Below are 18,278 nucleotides of genomic sequence, written 5' to 3'. Positions count from 1 at the left end.
GCATAGTGCGTGGCCGGTCATTGCAGTCGGATGGCGTCATGGAAAAATCGTCGAGACAACAGCAATTGCGTAGCGTCCTGACGCGGGAAAGGCTGATCCAGGCCACGCTCGACGAGATTTTCGAGGTCGGCTACCACGCCGCGACCACGCAAGAGATTGCCGTGCGCGCCAGCGTCTCGCGCGGCGCACTGCTGCATCACTTCCCGATGCGGGCCGACATCGTGCTCGCCGCGATGGAGGCCTTGCTCGAGGACGGCACCAGGCAGATCAAGGCCGTCGCCAGTGAGTTGCAGGACGGCAAGGTCTCGCTCGGCGATTTCGTCGAATTCCTGTGGCGGCTGTTTTCCGGCCGTTTCTTCTATCTGTCGCTGGAGATGATCACCGAGGCGCGCAACGACGCGAGCCTGCGCGAGCGCATGATCCCGGTGGTGAAGCGCTTCCACGATGCGCTGGACGAGATCTGGCTGGCATTCTGCGATCCGCAGCGCCGCTCGCCGCGCCAGGCGCGCATCGTCCTCAATCTGACCGTCTGCCTGATGCGCGGCATGGGCGTGCAAACCGTGCTGCGCCCCGAGCCCAGCTACTATCGTGAGATGATCGAATCCTGGAAAGCCATGCTGCCGCACATCATCGACGGCGCCGCGGGAGACGTCATGTTCGCCAGGCCGGTCGTCAAAGAAAGCAGGTGAGAGACATCCGGCAAGCTATTGGCAAATCGGTGCTACCAAGAGAAAGCTTGCTGCAATCGAGACTGAGCGAGCCCGGGCTCAGGATCAATTTAAGTTCCATAATATGTCTTATGCGAATCACACCAGTAGGGCTTCTTCCCTGGTATGGCCCGATCGCTGTCGTGTAGCGCGATTGATGGTTGTACGTGAGCGTTCATGGGCCGAGAAGCTGCGCCGCCCCTGCTCCGACTCGTCCGTCGCTTTTCCGCGGACGACGTCACAGCACGCCAAGGTTCGTCCGTTCGCGCTCAGCGCAACAGCGGAGCAGGCTCGCGATCACCGGCCAAGCAGCCGGCGTTCAAGCAAAGCCTGCATATCGCGGCGGCTGTCGGCGATGACGAAGATGACGACTTTGCCGCCAATCACGCGGTAGATTAGGCGATACGGATCGAGCAGAATCTGCCGGAATTCCCGAATACCTAACGCCTCAAGCTCCTTGGGAAAGCTGCCCCGTTCCGGGTAACGCTCCAGTGTGGAGATCTTCTCAATGAATGCACCGAGCAACGACTCGGCCGCTTCCATTGAACGGTGTTCGGCAAGGTAGTCGTGAATGGCTTCGAGATCATCCTCCGCGCCTTGCGTCAGCTCGACCTCAAAGCGGCCCTCCTTCATCGACTATCGGCCGCTTTTCCGCGCAGTCTTTCGACGACAGCGCGAGCTGGCTTGGTCTTGCCTGCATCGACATCCTGATTGCCGATAGCAAGCAGCTTCAACAGCGCGAGCGTCTCTTGCGTCTGTTCAAAGGAAGCAACATCCTGCAGCACCGCCTTAGCCTCGCCATTCTGCGTGATCACCAGAGGCTCTCGCCTTTCGGCGAGGTTGAGGAGGATGTCGGCTGCGTTGGCCTTCAGATAGCTGATCGGCTTGACTTGTGCAGAATACCGCAAAGGGACCTCCCGAACTAAATTCAGTCCGAATATAGTTCGGGCGTGAGCGCGCTGCAACTGCATAGGCAGCAGCCTCTATCGAAGCTGACCGTCGAGCGAGACGAACACGCCGCATCGGTACCGCCAGGATGCGATCTTCGCCCACGCCACCGCCTGCGCGCTCGTTCTCGATTGCATTGAGGAGGCGGCCATCGCCCGGCCCTCCCCCTCTTCCGAGAAACGAGCCGAATTGGCGGATCGGCCGTTACAGCATAGCGCAGCCGCGTTGCAGCGACGACACATCGGTCCTCGCCTGCGTGTCCGTTCGCTTCTGTCCCATTCAGTGTTCGCTCAAGTCCAAGTCTATCACCCGCGGACACCATAGAGAGCCGTTAGGGAATATGACGGAAATGCGGAAACAGAAGAAGACTATATCCAGTTTATTTTAATTCAAAACTGAAGACAAGGCCTCCACCCGGAGAATGACTCCGACATTGCTTTCCGCTCACAGCGACTTTCTAAAAGAGATTGACGGGCACCAAGATGACAAAGCTCCTTTCGTTCACGGCAAGCCTTGCGTTCACGGTAAGCCTCGCCGCCCTGTCAGCGGCCACCGCCGCCTTCGGCCAGGCCAGTCCGAGCCCCGTCATCAATCTCGACACGATCACCGTCACGGCGGCGCGCACCGAGCGCAGCACCGCGGAGACGCCGCAATCGGTCCAGGTCCTGGACCGGGCTCAGATAGAGGAGCAGCTCAAGTTCAGCCCGAGCGCCGCTGCCGCCCTCGGCAAGCTGGTACCCGGCTATTCGATGTCCACGCAGACGGTGTCCAGCGCCTCGGAAAACTATCGCGGGCGCGACCTGCTCGTGCTGGTCGATGGCGTACCGATGACCACGCCGTTGCGCGATGTCTCGCGCATCCTGTCGATGATCGATCTCAACTCGGTCGAGCGCATCGAGGTCGTGGCCGGAGCCTCGAGCCTCTACGGCGCCGGCGCGACCGGCGGCACGGTCAATTTCATCACCAAGAAGGCGGCGGAGGGCAAGCCGACCGTCACGGTCAACACCGCAATGCGCGCCTTCACGCAGAATATCGGCCGCTCGCTCGCTCCGGAGGCCTCCATCACGGTTTCCGGCAAGGTTCCCAACGGCTTCGACTACCTGGTCACGGCCAGCGGACGCGGCGCCGGACGCACCTATGACGGCGCCGGCCGTGAATTGCCCTCGGACGGCCTGCTCGGCCAGGGCGGCGGTGACCGCTACAAGGCCGGCAACCTGCTGGCCAAGCTCGGCTATGATTTCGACGCGAGCAAGCGCATCGAGATCAACGGCTCGCTGATCGCCCTCGACCAGGATCCCAAATATCTGACGAACTACGCCGCCTCCTACGCCCGCCCGGACCGGACGCGGCTTTATCCCGGCCAGAACGTCATCGAGGACACCAAGTCACTCTCGCTGCGCTACACCGACAAGGATTTCGCGCTCGGCAGCCTGAGCGTGCTCGGCTACTACAACGACATCAAGAAGCGCTTCAATTATTCCACCTTCGCATACCCTTACAACACGCAGGTCTACTACTCCTTCAACCCGCTTTCGCCGACGAGCCCGGACAATCAGACGACGCTCTACTCCCAGCGCGGCGGCGTGAACGTCACGATCGACACCTCGCTCGACCGGCTCCTGCCCGGCGCAAAGCTGACCTGGGGCGGCGACCTGATCCAGGACCGCACCTGGCAGACGCTGACCAACGGCCAGGACGTCTTCACGCCATTGAAGCAGACGACCACCGCGGGCTTCGGCCAGTTGCAGATCCCGATCGGGGAGCGGCTCGTGCTGCGCGGCGGCCTGCGTTACGAGCATTTCGCGCTCTCGGTCAGCGACTATGTCCGCCCGGCGGCCTATGCGGCCGTGGCCGCGAACAACGCGCTCGGCTATCAGAGCTTCGTTCTGCCCGCCCTCAATGTGACGGGCGGCAATTTCAACTATTCGGCACTGACCGGCAATCTCGGCGCGACGGTCAAGCTGTCTGACACGAGCGAAGTCTTCGGTGGCTGGTCGCAGGGCTTTGCGCTGCCCGATGTCGGCGCCTTCACCCGGCGCGCCGGTCTCTCGACCGCCTATGCCTGCACCCTGGCCAACATCAACTGCCTGCCGGCCAGCCGCCGCTCGATCAGCTTTGCCTCGATCGCGCCCGAGGCGCAGATCGTCAACAATTACGAGCTCGGGGTGCGCGGCAGCTACGGCGCCTTCAAGGGATCGCTGACCGGCTATATCAGCACCTCGGACGACGGGGTGACCTTCGATGCCGCCACCAACACGCTCTCGCAGCAGAAGGAGCGCATCTGGGGCGCGGAGGCGACGGCGGACTACGCCTTCACCGAGCAGTTCACCATGGGCTCGGTCGTGTCCTATCGCGAGGGCCGCTACGACACGAACAAGGATGGCAAGCTCGACAGCTATCTGCCCAACAACCGCATCGGCTCGCCCTGGCGCGGCATGCTCTATGGCAGCTATCGTTTCGTGAACGGCATGCAGCTGCGCCTCGAGGGCGAAGGCTTCTCGGACCGCGACGTCGCCATCGATCTCACGGGCACCCGCTACAAGCTGAAGGGCGCCGTGACGATGAACGCCGCCTTCACCGCGCCGGTCTGGGAGGGCGAGGCCTATGTCGCGGTCAACAACCTGTTCGACCGGGCCTATCAGAACCCGACCGCGACCTCGGTGCGCAACCTCGCCAACTATGCCTGGGGCCGCACCGTGACGGTCGGCTTCCGCAAAACCTTCTGACGCGCCATGGTCAGTCTCGACATCGGCGCCGACGCGATCCTGACGTTGCGTTATCTACCGCCCTATCTCGACAGCGATGAGCGCGCCTATCTCGACGCGCTCGCCAGGATCGGCGAGCGCGCCGAGCCCTACGTCCTGCTGACGATCTTCGGCGGCAGGCGGGCGCTTTCGCAGGCTGGCGAGCGCGAGCAGGCGCTCTGGTTCAAGGCGACGAAGGCACGCCTGAGCCAGTTCTGCCAGGCCTGCGCCATCATCCGGCCCGACGCGGACGAGAAGACGGCGGAGATCTTCCGCCGGCTCTGGCCCTTCCCGATCATCGCGGGGCGCGAGGAGGAGGCCGGCCGGGCCTTCCTGCTCCAGCATCAGGCGGCCGTGCCGTGACAGCAACCTCTCCGGCTGGTGCCACCGGCCTCGATGGGCGCGAGCCCATCGGGCGCTACCGCCTGTTCGGCGTTCTCGCCGGGCTCTATCTCGCCCAGTCGATCCCGTCCTATCTGTTCGTCGCGGCGATCCCGCCGATCCTGCGTGAAGCCGGCGTGTCGCGAACCGCGATCGGCTATATGAGCATCCTGCTCCTGCCGCTCGTCATCAAGCTGTTCTGGGCGCCCTGGGTCGATCGCGTCAGGCCCTTCGCGCGGGCGCACCGGGCCGGCTGGGTGCTGATCACGCAGAGCGCGACGATCCTCGCCATCCTCGCCCTGATCCCGATCGGCCCCACGAACATCGTCGGCATCGTCGCGGTCGGCTTCATCGCCTCACTGCTGATCTCGACGCAAGACATCGCCACGGACGGCTATGCCGCGAAATACCTGCCGGAGGCCGACCGTGCGATCGGCAATGCGATCCAGGGCGGCGCGATCGCCTTCGGCGTCGTCATCGGCGGCACGCTCGGCCTCGTGCTCTATCACCGCATCGGCTGGACCGGCATGCTTCTCGTCATCGCGGCCGTGTCGCTGCTGCCGCTGGCGGCCGCCGCGCTGATGCGCGAAAGCGACGCCGCCGCGCCGGCGCTGCAAAAGCCCTCATTGCGCGCCTTCCTGCGCCGCCCCGAGGCCCGCCAGATCCTCTGGATCGCGCTGATCTACCGGGCGAGCGAAGGCCTGGTGAAGGCGATGGAAGGTGCCTATCTCGTCGATGCCGGCATCCCGCTCGACCAGATCGGCTACCTCTCCGGCCTCTCGGCGACCACGGCGGGTCTCGCGGGCTCCTTCATCGCCGCATGGCTGGTGAAGCGGCGCGGCCTGTCCTTCGTGCTCGGCCTGCTCGGTGGCATGAGGACCCTGTGCTTCCTTCTCTTCACCTTTCACGCAGTCGGCGTCGTCAACGGCTCCTGGCCCTTGTTCGGCGCGGCCGGCTTCCAGACGTTGATCCGCTATATGGAGATCGTCGCGCTCTACTCGCTGTTCATGGCGGTGACGACCTCCGACCAGCCCGGCACGGATTTCACCATCCTGGCCTGCGCACAGCTGCTCGTCTATCTCGTCGGCTCGATGCTCGCCGGCAAGCTCGCCGACGCGCTCGGCTATGGCTGGCTCTTCGCGATCGCGACCGCGCTGTCGGCCATCGCCGTCCTGGCCACGCTGCGCATGCTGATGCTGTGGCGGCGGTCGAAAAGCGCGGGCGCCTGAGCAGCAGGGTCTCGGCGGCTTCTTGATCCTGCTTCGGCTCTAAGCCTGCACCGCGACGATGGCGCGCTGGTTTGCCCTGATGTCGCGCGGCGCGGCGCCGAAGCGGCGCCGGAAGGTGCGGTTGAAATAAGAGAGATCTCCGAAGCCGACGCCGAAGGCGATCTCGGTGATGCTGGTCTCCCAGGAACCGGCCGACTGCAGAAGGCGCAAGGCCCTGTCCAGCCTGCGCTGCAGCACGAATTCCGAGAAGGTCGTTCGTTCGTCCTCGAACAGCTTCTGGAGATAGCGCAGGCTGATGCCATGCCGCTCGGCGATCTCGCGCGCGGTCAGCCTGCGGTCCTCGAGCCTCGCCTCGATATCGGATTTGATCGCGTTCATCCGCTCGTCGGGGCGATGCCGAGGCTCGCGGCCCGGCAGGCTCTCCGGCGACATGATGTTGACGAGATCGAACATGAAATGCCTGGCGAGTTCGCGCAGTTCGGACGTCCTGATCGGTATCATCCCGCGCAGCAACGCCGCGCCATAGTTGCCGAGCATCTGCAAGGCGTCGTCGCCTGCCCCGAAAACGCGCAGCTCTTGCGCCGAGACACGCGCCCGCTCGCTGACCGCGTCAGTCGGGATGGTCAGGCAATCGAGACGCGAGATCTGCATCGGCAGCAGCGTTGCCTGGGCAGGCGCCATCAGGAGAATGGCCTCGCGGCCGCCGACCACGGCCCGGCGCGCGCCACAGGTCACGATCAGCGCGCCATCGGCCGGGCGCAGCAGCAGAGCCTCGCCCTCCGCGCCCAGATCCCGCACGGGCAATGAAACCGTCGCACTCGGCGCGAACAACGACATCAGGCCGATATCGGGCTCCAGCCGCAGCATGGCGCTGGCGCCGAACGGAGCCGGGCTCGCCCCATCGAAAACGAAACGCCGCTCCGCCCTCGCCCCGAGATGAAGGTCGATCTCGGATTGCGGCATCTCACTGGAGAGCAGCCAGAGCGGGCCAGGCTCCTCCACTGGGGAAGAGCGCCGCCCTCGCCCGGACACAGGAGCCGCCTCCTGAGCACTGCGTTTCAGTCCGCTAGGCATTTCGCACCAGTCCAAGAATTCATTTCCACCAGCATGCAAACAAAAGCTACAGAATTCAATTGTTACGAAAGCCGCAGAAGTCAAATATGCAGCCATTTCCTGTTTATTCTAATTTAAAACTAGCGAATACCTAAAAGTATAAATGCCTAGATACCCGAGGCTGATCCGCTTGACGGCCGATGTTTCCGCTGAATTATGAGAAATTTGGACGCGATATGCTTTCCGCAGCAATTCATCATTGCCTTTTTGCATTGGCGCGTTCCAGCGAAGCGGAGGCGGCTGGCGGCGCGCGAACTTATGGGGCCTCGCGATGATCGCGCGGCGGCTCGATATAAGCGAGCGCCAGGGCGATTGCGGCTCCGAGCCCCGCGCAGATGAGAAAGGGCGCGAGCGGCGACAGCGCGAAGGCGAGCCCGCCACTCAGCGCGCCCGCGCCCTGCCCCAGCACATGCACGCTGGCGAGCCAGCCCGCGGCGGCGGCCTGCTCCCGCGGCGCGATCCGGCCGACGAGCCAGGTCGTATAGGAGGGCGTCGCAAGCGCAATGCCGCCGCCGGCAATCATGGCGCCGAGCATGACGACGAACACCGAAGGGGCGAAGCCTGCTGCGGCGCTGCCGAGAGCGAAGACGACCAGGCCGATGCGCAAGCTGCGCAGGAGCCGGCCCCTGAGGCGCGGCACCAGAAGGAGCTGCACCACGATCATCGCCACAGCGACCAGCATGAAGGTCACGCCGCTCCAGCGGGCGGCGGCATGGGCGTCCAGGCCGAAGCGCGCCTGCAGGAAGAGACCGAGCGTGATCTGAATCTGGCCGAGGCCGAGCGTCAGAGCGAAGCCGACGCCCAGCAAGGGCAAGACGGCGCGTGCCACATCCCGCCGACGTGGAGCCTGCTCCACTTGTCGCTCGGCGGGCGCGATGTCCGGGCCGGCCAGCAGGGCGAGCGGCATGACCGTCATGACCGCGAGCGCCGGCAGCAGGCCCGCCGCACCAGGCAAGGTGACGAGCGGGCCGAGGACACGGCCAACGGACAGACCGGCGCTCAATCGCGCCAGGGCGGCATGGCGCTTCTCCGGGCTGCTCATCCGCACGATCGCGGCTTGCGCCTGCGGCATCACGCCTGCGGCCGCGGCGCTGTAGACGATGCGCGAACCAGCCAGCAGCGCGAAGGCGAGCACGGCAGGCATCGGTCCGGCCGTCAGCACGCCCAGGAACACGAGCTGCGCCCCGACCATCAGCCAGGCCAGCAGCCGGAAGCGGCTGCGCAGCCCGCCTTCGCGGTAGCCCCAGGCCGGCGCGGCGGCGAGGAAGGCGAGCGCACCGAGAAAGCCGATCGCGCCGATCGCCGGCGCATCGAGCCCCGTCGCCCCCGAGATGATCGGCACCAGCGCCAGCAGCGCCGACTGGCCGAAGCCGACGGTTGCCGCCATGAGCGAGAGTCGAGTCACATCCCTGGCCGCCATCGCAAATCCCTCGAAGCAATCAATCCAAATCACGCCGATACATGTGATGTCTTCGATATAAAAGCGAAATATACAATATAGACGAATTCTAATCTGAGAATTTGTCAGAATTATTGAGCCGTATACCTCGACAATGAAGGTCGAACCATGATCGAAACCAAACCCAGAACCCTGGAGCTCGCCAGCCGCATCTCGGCGCGCGCACTTCTCCTGAGCCTGATGCGGGATTGGCAAGGCTGGTCCATCGGGAACGGGGATGGCGCATCCGCTGCGGATTCCGGATCTCCGCGCCACGTTCTCAAGCTGCCGCTTGCCGGGCGCGAGATCCATGTTGCGCTCACCCATCTCTCCCAGGTCGGCGCCCATGGTCTGCGCCCGCCCTTCTACGAGATCGGACCCGAAGGCGCGATGCGCGTCGTCTCCTTCCCCGAGCTGTTGAACCTGATCACGGCAGAACCCGGCATTGCGGGCGCGGATTCCGACGTAAGAGGGCTCGTCTTCCTGCGTCGCGCGCTCGACAGCCTCGCCACCATCGAAGACGCCTTGCGCCATCCCTGCCTCGGCGAGGCGGTTTTCGCCGAACGCGATCCGAGCTTCATCGAGGCCGAGCAGGCCCTGCGCTTCGGCCATAACGTGCACCCGACACCGCGCAGCCGCGACCAGTTCACGCTGGAGGATACGCGCCGCTTCTCGCCCGAATACGGCCGGGGCTTCGCGCTGCACTGGTGGTCCGTCTCGCCGCAGATCGTGCTTCAGGGCAGCTCGCGCGGGCAGGCTGCCTCGGAGATGGCCGCCAGCCTCACCATTGACGATCCCGCCATGGAACCGGCCATTCGCCGGCAGGTGGACGAGGGGCGCGTGCTGCTGCCGATGCATCCCTGGCAAGCCTCGCAGCTCATGCTCGATCCCGCGATCACACGCCTGATGACGGCCGGCGACATCCGCGCACTCGGCCCGGCCGGTTCGAACTGGCACGCCACCTCGTCCCTGCGCAGCATCCATGCAGCGCATGCCGCCTGGATGCTGAAGATGTCGCTGAACCTGCGATTGACCAATTCGCAGCGCATCATCGAACCCTATGAATGCGAGCGCGGGCTTGAGATCGACAAGCTCCTGGCGGGGCCGGTGGGACAGCGGATCGCCGCGCGGTTTCCGAGCTTTCGGGTCATGGGGGAGCCAGGCTACCTCGCCTTGCGCGACGAGACCGGCGCGACGCTGCGCTCGACCATCGTCGTCTTCCGCGACAACCCGTTCAGCGGCGATCGCCAACACAGCCCCGTGGCGGTACTGGCGGCGCTCTGCGAGATCGGTCCGGATGGGCGCAGCAGCGCGCTCTCGACCACCATCGGACGCATCGCGTCGCGCCAGGGCAGCGCCCCTGCCGCGACGGCGCTGGCCTGGTTCGAACGCTTCCTGCACAACGTCGCCCTCCCCCTGCTCGGCATCCAGGCCGATCACGGTCTGCTCTTCGGCGCGCATCAGCAGAACATCGTCGTCGGCCTCGATGACGGCTGGCCCGTCACGCTGCATTTCCGCGACTGCCAGGGCACCGGCTATGTCCGCGAATTCCTGCCGGAGCTTGCGGCGCAGGCGCCGGATGTGCGGCTCGAGGCCGGGCATGTCTTCGACAGCGCCTATGCGGCCAGGCTCGCCGGCTACTACCTCATCGTGAACAGCGTTTTCTCGGTCATCGGCGCGCTCGCCCTTGCCGGTCTTGCCAGCGAAGAGCGTCTGCTCGCAGCGCTGCGCGCTGCGCTGTTGGCGCTCGCCGCGCAGCCGCTGCGCGACAGGACCTGCCTCGACTACCTCCTCACCTCGCCAACCCTCCTCAGCAAGGGGAATTTCATGATCTGTTTCCGCAACATCAACGAGAATACCGATGTGACGGACCCGCTCGCCGGCTATGTCGAGCTGCCCAATCCGATCGCGGGAGCGCGGTCATGACCATCGCTCCCAGGATCGACACTGCCGCCGTGACCCCGTTGACGAAGCGGGCAACCAGCCGGCACTTCCCGGCGCGCGGCGAGAGCGCGCTCGTCATCGAGGCCAGCGACAGCGCTGACGGCGTGCTGTTCACGGGGGGCGTGGAGCGCGGGATCGAAGCGCGGCTCACGACCGCAGTGGATGCAGCGAGCGGCCGCCTCGAGGTGACCCGGCCGGACGGCGACCATCCCGCCGATGCGGATGCGCTCGCAGCCCTGATCGAAGCGGCTTTCCAGAGTGCCCCGTCGCTGTCGCGGCTGGAGCTTCCCGGCTATGCCCGCAAGCCCGCGATCGTGGGGCTCTCGGTCGAGACCGGCCGGGCGGCTGATGGCCTGGACTGCGCGGTGATCGCCCGCAGCGTCTTCCAGCAGCTGCCGCTGCTCTGGCGGCAGGCCGGTGCGCATGCGGCCTATCCGGCGATCCGCTCCTCGCTTGGACCGGCGGAGCGCCTGCCGGTGCTGCGGCCGGCGCAGCCGAACGGGGTGATCTACCGGCGCTGGATGCCGCATCTGGGCATGACGCTCTCGCTGCGCACCATCGACCGCCGCCGCGACCTCGACCTGTTCCACCACTGGATGAACCAGCCGCGCGTCGCCTTCTTCTGGGAGCTGGCGCAATCGCGCGAGGAGCTCGACCGCTACCTCGCAGAGCAGGAGGCGGATCCGCATCTCTTCGGCGTGATCGGCAGCTTCGACGACGAGCCTGTCGGCTATTTCGAGTTCTACTGGGCCAAGGAGGACCGGCTCGGCCCGCATTACGAGGTGGAGGATTTCGACAGGGGCTGGCACGGCCTCATCGGCAATCCGCGTCATCTCGGCCGCGCCAAGACGCTGGCCTGGTTCCGCTCGCTCACGCATTATCTCTTCCTTGACGAGCCGCGCACCCAGCGCATCGTCGGAGAACCGCGCGCCTCGCATCACAAGATGCTGAGCTATTGCGCGGACGTGGCCTATGACAAGGTCAAGGAGTTCGACTTCCCGCATAAGCGCGCGGCTCTCGTCTGCTGCGAGCGCGAGCGCTTCTTCCGGGAGATCGCACTGTGACTCTCGGCCCCCTCCCCGGCGGCTGGCCGGTCGAGGCCAGGTTGTGGCGCGAGCTCAACCAGGCCCTCATCGCCCGGGCGATCAGCGAGCTTAGCTTCGAGGAAGGGCTGAAGCCCGAACCACTGGACGAGCAGCACGAGCTCTGGACGCTGCGGCTCGGCGAGACGGTGAGCTACCGCTTCAAGGCGAAGCGGCGCATCTGGGGCAATCTCGCGATCGAGCCCCGGAGCCTGTCGCGCCATGACGGCGCGCTCGCTGCCCCGGCGGACGATGTCGCCAGCTTCATGATCGATGCGAGCGCTGTGCTGGAGATCGAGCCCGACACGCTCGCCATCTACATCCGGGAATTGTCGAGCACATTGTCCTCGGATGCCAGGGTCGCGGCCATCAACGCCGCGATCGGCGAGGATGTGCTGATCACCCTGCCCGACCATCTGCTGCAGCAATATCTCGAAGGGCATCCGAAGGCGCCCGCCGCCAAGGGGCGCATCGGCTGGGGGCTCGGCGATGCCGAGGCCTATGCGCCGGAGTTCCAGGCCGAGCTGCAGCTCTTCTGGGTGGCGGCCGCGCGCGAGGCCTGCCAGATCTCGCATGATCCCGCGATCTTGGAGGAGGATCTCCTCGCCGCCTCGCTCGACCCCACTGAGCCGCGCCGGCTCGAAGAGGCTTGCCTGGAGGCCTGCCAGAAGCTTGGCCTGGACCGCTCGCGCTATCTGCTCATGCCCGTGCATCCCTGGCAGTGGGACAACATGGTCGCGCTGCAGTTCGCCGGCGAGATCGCGGCCGGCCGGCTCCTGCCGCTCGGCTCCTTCGGCAGCGGCTACCTGCCGCAGCAATCCTTGCGGACGCTCGCCAATGCCAGCGCCCCGCGTGCGCTGCACCTCAAGCTCTCGCTCAGCATCCTCAACACCTCGGCCTGGCGCGGCGTACCGGGGAAGTACATGGCGATTGGGCCGGCCTTCTCGGCCTGGCTCGCGGAGAAAGCAGCGACCGACCCGGCACTCGCTCCAGCCACCGTGCTGCGCGAACCGGCCGGCGCCTTCTATCCGCATCCGCTCTACGAGCGGATCGAGGGCGTGCCCTATCAGTTCCGCGAGATGCTCGGCGCGATCTGGCGCGAGTCGGTCGAGACCCATCTGGAACCCGGCCAGAACGCCATGATGCTGGGCGCGCTCACCAAGCTGACCGCGGCGGGGCGACCGATCGTGAGCGCGCTGATCGCCCGCTCTGGCCTGTCGCACGAGGCCTGGCTGGAGCGCTTCTTCGACGCGGTCGCCGTGCCGCTCTACCACTTCCTGTGCCGCTACGGCGTCGGCTTCATCGCCCATGGCCAGAACGTCACGCTGGTGCTGGAGCAATTCGCGCCCAAGGGTGTCGCGCTCAAGGATCTGCAGGGCGACGCCGACCTCGTCGATCAGGATTTCCCGGAGGCGGACGACCTCGCCCCGGAGATCAAGGCGGTACTGCAGCGCCGGCCCGCCGCCCATCTGCAGCAGCATCTTCAGACCGGCCACTTCGCCAGCGTCCTGCGCTTCCTCTCGGATGCGTTGGAGACGCATGACGGTTTCCCGGAGCTGCGCTTCTATGCCTGCCTCGCCCGCAGCCTGCGGCGCTATCAGGCGGCTCATCCGGAATTGGCCGCGCGCTTCGCCCTGTTCGACCTGTTCACCGCCAAGGTGCCGCGTATCTGCATCAACCGGGTGCGGCTGGCCATCGGCTATGGCGACGCCAATCGCCGTCCGGTCCCGAGCCTCGGCAGCAATCTCGACAACCCCCTTCATCTCGCCGAGCGCTCCGAAACGGAGCAGCCGCGCAGCCTCGTCGGAGCCTAGCCATGATGACAAACCACCCGCTCGACCTGGCCGGCATCGGCATCGGGCCGTTCAACCTCAGCCTCGCGGCGCATCTCGACGCGGTCGAAGGCGTCGAGGCGCTGTTCTTCGAGCGCCGCAACGCGTTCGATTGGCATCCCGGCATGATGCTGCCGGACGTGACGCTGCAGACCTCCTTCCTCAAGGATCTGGTGAGCGCCACCCATCCCTCGAGCCCCTGGAGCTTCCTCTCCTTCCTGGTGGCGAAGAAGCGCTTCTACGATTTCATGAACGCGGATTTTGCTGCAATTCCGCGGCGCGAATTCGCGCAATATCTCAGCTGGGCGGCACAGGGGCTGCCGACCCTGCGTTTCGGCGCCGGCATCGACGAGGTCGATTTCGATGGCCGCAACTTCATCCTGCGCAGCGGCAAGCGGGAGCAGCGCGCTCGCAACATCGCGCTCGGTGTCGGGCTGAAGCCGGCCTTGCCGGCCTTCGCCAACCGGCTGAGGGAGGATGACCATTTCCATTCCTCACAGGCGCGGTTCCGGCTGGGGGCCTGCGCCGGCAAGCGCGTGGCGGTCATCGGCGGCGGCCAGAGCGGCGCCGAAATCCTGCTGCACTTGCTGAACCAGACTGACAATGCGCCGAGCCATGTCGCCTGGATCAGCCAGCGTCCCAATTTCCTGCCGCTCGACGAGACGCCCTTCACCAACGAGCTCTTCACACCACCTTATGTCGCAAGCTTCCGCGATCTCCCGGAGCCGCGTCGCCACGCCACCGTGGAGCGCGAGAAGCTCGCCGGTGACGGGGTGTCGAGCGAGACGCTCACCGCCATCTATCGCCGTCTCTACGTATTGCGGCATCTGGAGCCATCTGGCCCGGAGGTCGAGCTCCTGCCGCATCGCGATGTCGTCAACGCCGAGCCGAGAGAGGGCGGCTACCAGCTCATCATGCGCAACGGCATGGACGGGATGATGGGGATCGGCCATGCGGAGATCGTCATTCTCGCGACCGGCTACCGCTACGAGCTGCCCGACTGTCTCGCCCCGCTGACTGGGCGCATCGTCATCGATCGCACGGGACGCCCCGTGCCTGACGCGGACTTCGCCGTCGCCTGGGACGGCCCAAGCGCGAACCGGATCTTTGCCCTGAATGCGGGCCTGATCAGCCATGGTATCGCCGAACCGCAGCTCAGCCTGATGGCCTGGCGCGGCGCGGTGATCGCCAATGCGCTGCTCGGCCGGCGCCAGTTCGATGTCGAGGTGCCGAATTCCATGGTGAACTGGCGCAGTCAGATGCACACAGACGCTCGCCTGGACACGGCGCGCTCGAATGGGCGGCTGTTCTCACCTTGAGCGGCTGCGGGGATCGGATGCGTTGCGCAGGGCGTCACCGAAGAGGTTGAGCGCAAGCACCGTCGCCAGATGCTCTCGTCGCGAACGTGGCAAGCAGCCTAGAGCCCATAGCAACCTCTAAGGCTGTGCCTTGCCCATGTTCCTGACGGGGATCGTGTCGAGGCCGGGGCGATACTGGCCCTCGCTGCGGACCGATAGGACGCCGTCCTTGAGCGAGAAGCTCCTGAGCAGGCCGCTGCCGTCGCGCCAGCCGGTGGTCTCGCCATCATCCTCGTAAAGCTCGCCGCGCGCATCCTTATCCGCACCGAAGGCAAGCAGTTCCCGCACCGGGCTCAACCGCTCGGCATCGCCGACCGGGATAATGGCTCCGGCACGGACGAAGACCGGCAGGCGCCCGAGCGGCGCTTCGACGCTGACCACGCCGCCACCGGGGTAATACTGGCCGCCATGCCAGTCATACCAGCCGCCGGGATGGCTGGGCAGGCTGACCTCGCGCTGTGTCGCGCCCTCCTCCAGCACCGGCGCAACCAGGATGTCGGGGCCGAGCATGAAGGCGTCATCGATGCTGCGCACCGCCGGATCATCGGGGAAATCGTAGAAGAGCGGGCGTACTGCGGGCTCATTGTCGCGGCTGGCGCGCCACATCTGGGTATAGAGATAGGGCATCAGCCGGTAGCGCAGGCCGATTGACTCGCGCACCTGCGGGATCACCTGCGGATACATCCAGGGCAGGTTGACGACGCCGTCATCGTTCCAGGAATTCATCACCATGCGCGGCCAGAGCGCGCAGAACTCGTTGAAGCGCACGAAGAGCTCGGGACCGGGCGTCGGCCCGTGGAAGCCGCCGACATCATGGCCGATGCTGAACAGGCCCGACAGGCTCATATTGAGCCCCTGGGTGAGGTTGTAGCGCAGGGTTTTCCAGGCGGTCTCGTTGTCGCCGGACCAGGTCTGGCTGTAGCGGGCAATACCGGCGCCGCCGCCGCGCGTGACCGAATATTGCCGCTTGCCGGGTTCCCGCGCGGCTTGCGCCTCATAGGAAAGCTTGGTCATCAGCAGCGCATGGGCCGGGCGCGCCAGGGCCTGCCGGAACGGGCGGCCATCGCCATGGCAGAGCGCGTCCTCATCCCAGATCTCGTATTCGTTGTTGTCGTTCCAGACGGTGCTGAAGCCGTAGTCGAGCAGTGCAGTCTCGATGCCGTTGCGCCACCAGGCCCGGCCAGCGGGATTGGTGAAGTCGATGTGGAAGCCGAGGCCATCCCAGAATTGCGCGACCGCCGGCTCCCCGGTCTTGCCGTCCTTCACCAGGATGTCCTGGTCCAGCGCCTCCTGGAGCCGTGGATGGTCGTCAAGCAGGCAGGGTTTTAGATTGGCGACCGGCTGCAGGCCCGCCTGTTTCAGCCGCGCCATCGTCGCGGCGGGATCGGGGAATTTGTCGCGGTTCCAATTGAAGGCGTAGCGGCGATGGCCAATCTGCGTGTAGCCCGAGCCGAAATGGAAGCTGTCGCAGGGAATGCGGTGTGTCTCGCATTTGCCGATGAAATCGCTGATGCGGGCATCGGCATCGGGCGCATCGGCGATCGCCATGGACGTCACGCCGAAGCCGAAGGACCAGCGCGGCGCAAAGGCCTGCCCGCCGGTGAGCCAGGAGAAGCGGCGCGTCACCGCAGGCACGGTCGGGCCAGCCAGGACGTAATAGTCGAGGTCGCCATCGTCGCCGCGCCAGGAGCGGAACAGGCCGTGATAATTGTCGAGCGTGCAGCCGAGATCGACCGAGCCGGTGGCGAGGTTGTCGTAGAACACGCCATGGGCGCCCTGCGGGCCGTCAACGATGAAGAAGGGCAGCATCTTGTAGAGCGGATCGCTCAGCTCGGCGTCGAAGCCGCAAGGGTCGACGGCATCGATGGCGAAGCGTCGGCCGGTGCGGTCGAGCGGGCCTGCCTTGTCGCCAAGGCCATAATGCCGCTCGTGATAATCCCGCGCCATATAATGCGCGACAGCGCCGGTACGCGGCGAGGTGAGATAGGCCTGGGTCGGTCGGTCGCGCAGGAACGGGGCCTCCTCGCCCTCGCGGCGCCAGGCGATGCCGAAGGGCTCGAGCGTGATCTCAGCGGAAAGGCCGCCGACTGACAGCACCACCCTACCCTCGCCCTCCGTGATGCTCGCCGTCGGGTTCGCGAAACCCGACAGATCGTCGCGCGGACGCCCCTCATAGGACGGCTCCAGTCCGCCGGGTGCGATCGACCAGCCGCGGTCGAGCCGATAGCCGTCCTGCGGCTTCAATGTGACCCTGCCAATGTCGCCTTCGAGAATGCGAACGGCGATGGTGTTGCCGAGCCCGACATCGAACAGGGCGGCTTCTCCATCGCGGCCGATATAGCGGCCTTGCGTCAGGGCTTTCATCACGGGGCTCCAGCAGGACAGATAAGAGAATGAAGGTTTGCGCGGCGGCGTTCAGGCTCGGTCGGGCCGCAGAGCTTTGCCGGCCGCATCGAACAGATGCAGATGCGCCGGCTGGAAACGCAGGGCGACGTGGTCGCCTCGGCCATGACTCGTCTGCCCGTCCAGCCGCACGGTGATCTGCGGCAGCCCGGGCGCGGAGCCGTAGAGATAGCTCTCCCCGCCGAGCCGTTCGACGAGATCGACCGTCATGGCGAGACCTGCCTCGCCCTCTCCCGCAAGAGCGATGTGCTCCGGCCTGATGCCGAGGGTCACAGAAGCTCCAGCCGCGAGCGCGGTTTCGCGACCCAGCTCCACCACTTGCCCGGTCTCCCCCACAGCGACGGTCCCCTGCCCTGCGGCGCGGGCCGGCAGCAGGTTCATGCGCGGCGAGCCGATGAAGCCCGCGACGAAGAGGTTGTCAGGCCTGTTGTAGAGCTCGAGCGGGGTGCCGATCTGCTCGATACGCCCGCTTTGGAGCACCACGATACGGTCAGCCAGCGTCATCGCCTCGACCTGATCATGCGTGACATAGATCATCGTGCCGCCGAGTTCTGCATGCAGGCCGGCGAGTTCCTTGCGCGTGGCGACGCGCAATTCGGCGTCGAGATTCGACAAGGGCTCGTCGAACAGGAAGATTTTTGGATCGCGCACGATGGCGCGGCCGATGGCGACGCGCTGGCGCTGCCCGCCCGAGAGCGCCTTTGGCTTGCGCTCGAGATAGTCGGTCAGGCGCAGCATGGTCGCGGCGCGGCGCACCCTGGCGTCGATCTCGGGCGCCTTCAGGCCCATATTCTCGAGCGCGAAGGCCATGTTCTTGTAGACGCTCATATGCGGATAGAGCGCATAGGATTGGAACACCATCGCAAGCCCGCGCTCGGAAGCCGGCCGCCCGGTGACGTCGGCGCCATCGATTACGATCGACCCCGTCGTGACCTCCTCCAGCCCGGCGATGATGCGCAGCAAGGTCGACTTGCCGCAGCCGGATGGGCCGACGAAGACGACGAATTCGCCATCCGCGACATGCAGGTCGACGGCATGGATCACCGTGGTCGCGCCGAAGGATTTGGTGATGCCGCTGAGCGTCAGTTCAGCCATGGAG

14 protein-coding genes are annotated in these 18,278 nt (G+C 65.8%); 8 read left to right on the top strand and 6 right to left on the bottom strand.

The window, feature by feature from the left end:
* Window positions 1-38: 38 nt before the first annotated feature.
* Window positions 39-689, top strand: coding sequence for a TetR/AcrR family transcriptional regulator (locus BHK69_RS19720; protein ID WP_069691581.1), 651 nt, complete (start codon window positions 39-41; stop codon window positions 687-689).
* Window positions 690-1,004: 315 nt separating this feature from the next.
* Here BHK69_RS19720 and BHK69_RS19715 read toward each other — a convergent pair whose 3' ends face one another.
* Window positions 1,005-1,340 (bottom strand): type II toxin-antitoxin system RelE/ParE family toxin, encoded by a 336-nt coding sequence (locus BHK69_RS19715; protein ID WP_069691580.1) that lies wholly within the window; start codon window positions 1,338-1,340, stop codon window positions 1,005-1,007.
* On the bottom strand, window positions 1,337-1,615 hold the full coding sequence (locus BHK69_RS19710) for a type II toxin-antitoxin system Phd/YefM family antitoxin (protein WP_069691579.1): 279 nt from the start codon (window positions 1,613-1,615) through the stop codon (window positions 1,337-1,339). The genes BHK69_RS19715 and BHK69_RS19710 overlap by 4 nt, the downstream gene beginning before the upstream one ends.
* Before the next feature lie 522 nt (window positions 1,616-2,137).
* Between BHK69_RS19710 and BHK69_RS19705 the strand changes: the two genes are divergently transcribed.
* From BHK69_RS19705 to BHK69_RS19695, 3 genes are read left to right on the top strand one after another with little or no spacing between them, the layout of a single operon-like run.
* Window positions 2,138-4,381: a TonB-dependent receptor gene (locus BHK69_RS19705; protein ID WP_069693814.1), complete on the top strand. Its 2,244-nt coding sequence runs from the start codon at window positions 2,138-2,140 to the stop codon at window positions 4,379-4,381.
* 6 nt (window positions 4,382-4,387) lie between these two features.
* Window positions 4,388-4,762 carry a hypothetical protein gene (locus BHK69_RS19700; RefSeq protein WP_069691578.1) on the top strand — a complete coding sequence of 125 codons (375 nt, stop codon included), beginning with the start codon at window positions 4,388-4,390 and terminating at the stop codon, window positions 4,760-4,762.
* Complete coding sequence (locus tag BHK69_RS19695) at window positions 4,759-6,009, top strand: MFS transporter (protein ID WP_069691577.1); 1,251 nt, start codon at window positions 4,759-4,761, stop codon at window positions 6,007-6,009. Before BHK69_RS19700 ends, BHK69_RS19695 begins: the two co-directional genes overlap by 4 nt.
* 39 nt (window positions 6,010-6,048) lie before the next feature.
* On the opposite strand, the gene BHK69_RS19690 is transcribed toward BHK69_RS19695, so the two are convergent.
* Together BHK69_RS19690 and BHK69_RS19685 are read right to left on the bottom strand one after the other, a co-directional pair.
* Complete coding sequence (locus tag BHK69_RS19690) at window positions 6,049-7,041, bottom strand: helix-turn-helix transcriptional regulator (protein ID WP_158516244.1); 993 nt, start codon at window positions 7,039-7,041, stop codon at window positions 6,049-6,051.
* A 337-nt stretch (window positions 7,042-7,378) separates the two neighbouring features.
* Window positions 7,379-8,509 carry an MFS transporter gene (locus BHK69_RS19685; RefSeq protein ID WP_244548255.1) on the bottom strand — a complete coding sequence of 377 codons (1,131 nt, stop codon included), beginning with the start codon at window positions 8,507-8,509 and terminating at the stop codon, window positions 7,379-7,381.
* Between the two features lie 180 nt (window positions 8,510-8,689).
* Between BHK69_RS19685 and BHK69_RS19680 the strand changes: the two genes are divergently transcribed.
* From BHK69_RS19680 to BHK69_RS19665, 4 genes are read left to right on the top strand one after another with little or no spacing between them, the layout of a single operon-like run.
* A complete protein-coding gene (locus tag BHK69_RS19680) occupies window positions 8,690-10,486 on the top strand; it encodes an IucA/IucC family protein (RefSeq protein WP_069691574.1) in 1,797 nt (598 codons plus the stop codon).
* On the top strand, window positions 10,483-11,568 hold the full coding sequence (locus BHK69_RS19675; RefSeq protein ID WP_069691573.1) for a GNAT family N-acetyltransferase: 1,086 nt from the start codon (window positions 10,483-10,485) through the stop codon (window positions 11,566-11,568). Before BHK69_RS19680 ends, BHK69_RS19675 begins: the two co-directional genes overlap by 4 nt.
* Complete coding sequence (locus BHK69_RS19670; protein ID WP_069691572.1) at window positions 11,565-13,400, top strand: IucA/IucC family protein; 1,836 nt, start codon at window positions 11,565-11,567, stop codon at window positions 13,398-13,400. Before BHK69_RS19675 ends, BHK69_RS19670 begins: the two co-directional genes overlap by 4 nt.
* 5 nt (window positions 13,401-13,405) lie before the next feature.
* Window positions 13,406-14,737: a lysine N(6)-hydroxylase/L-ornithine N(5)-oxygenase family protein gene (locus tag BHK69_RS19665; protein ID WP_069693813.1), complete on the top strand. Its 1,332-nt coding sequence runs from the start codon at window positions 13,406-13,408 to the stop codon at window positions 14,735-14,737.
* 117 nt (window positions 14,738-14,854) lie between these two features.
* Here BHK69_RS19665 and BHK69_RS19660 read toward each other — a convergent pair whose 3' ends face one another.
* The gene (locus tag BHK69_RS19660; protein ID WP_069691571.1) at window positions 14,855-17,140 is read right to left on the bottom strand and encodes a glycoside hydrolase family 31 protein; all 2,286 of its coding nucleotides are present in this window, start codon (window positions 17,138-17,140) and stop codon (window positions 14,855-14,857) included.
* A 51-nt stretch (window positions 17,141-17,191) separates the two neighbouring features.
* Entirely contained in the window at window positions 17,192-18,274 is a 1,083-nt protein-coding gene (locus BHK69_RS19655; protein WP_069691570.1) for an ABC transporter ATP-binding protein, read from the bottom strand.
* Window positions 18,275-18,278 lie beyond the last annotated feature (4 nt).

Origin of the sequence: Bosea vaviloviae (assembly GCF_001741865.1) — a bacterium.
Classification (GTDB): domain Bacteria; phylum Pseudomonadota; class Alphaproteobacteria; order Rhizobiales; family Beijerinckiaceae; genus Allobosea; species Allobosea vaviloviae.
This window is presented reverse-complemented; position numbering and strand designations above follow the sequence as displayed.

What these genes read in the sequence shown, in the direction of transcription:
- BHK69_RS19720 (WP_069691581.1), top strand. Translation starts at nt 39, where the DNA reads ATGGAAAAATCGTCGAGACAACAGCAATTGCGTAGCGTCCTGACGCGG.
- BHK69_RS19660 (WP_069691571.1), bottom strand. Translation starts at nt 17,140, where the DNA reads ATGAAAGCCCTGACGCAAGGCCGCTATATCGGCCGCGATGGAGAAGCC.
- BHK69_RS19655 (WP_069691570.1), bottom strand. Translation starts at nt 18,274, where the DNA reads ATGGCTGAACTGACGCTCAGCGGCATCACCAAATCCTTCGGCGCGACC.
- BHK69_RS19675 (WP_069691573.1), top strand. Translation starts at nt 10,483, where the DNA reads ATGACCATCGCTCCCAGGATCGACACTGCCGCCGTGACCCCGTTGACG.
- BHK69_RS19705 (WP_069693814.1), top strand. Translation starts at nt 2,138, where the DNA reads ATGACAAAGCTCCTTTCGTTCACGGCAAGCCTTGCGTTCACGGTAAGC.
- BHK69_RS19665 (WP_069693813.1), top strand. Translation starts at nt 13,406, where the DNA reads ATGACAAACCACCCGCTCGACCTGGCCGGCATCGGCATCGGGCCGTTC.
- BHK69_RS19700 (WP_069691578.1), top strand. Translation starts at nt 4,388, where the DNA reads ATGGTCAGTCTCGACATCGGCGCCGACGCGATCCTGACGTTGCGTTAT.
- BHK69_RS19685 (WP_244548255.1), bottom strand. Translation starts at nt 8,509, where the DNA reads ATGGCGGCAACCGTCGGCTTCGGCCAGTCGGCGCTGCTGGCGCTGGTG.
- BHK69_RS19715 (WP_069691580.1), bottom strand. Translation starts at nt 1,340, where the DNA reads ATGAAGGAGGGCCGCTTTGAGGTCGAGCTGACGCAAGGCGCGGAGGAT.
- BHK69_RS19680 (WP_069691574.1), top strand. Translation starts at nt 8,690, where the DNA reads ATGATCGAAACCAAACCCAGAACCCTGGAGCTCGCCAGCCGCATCTCG.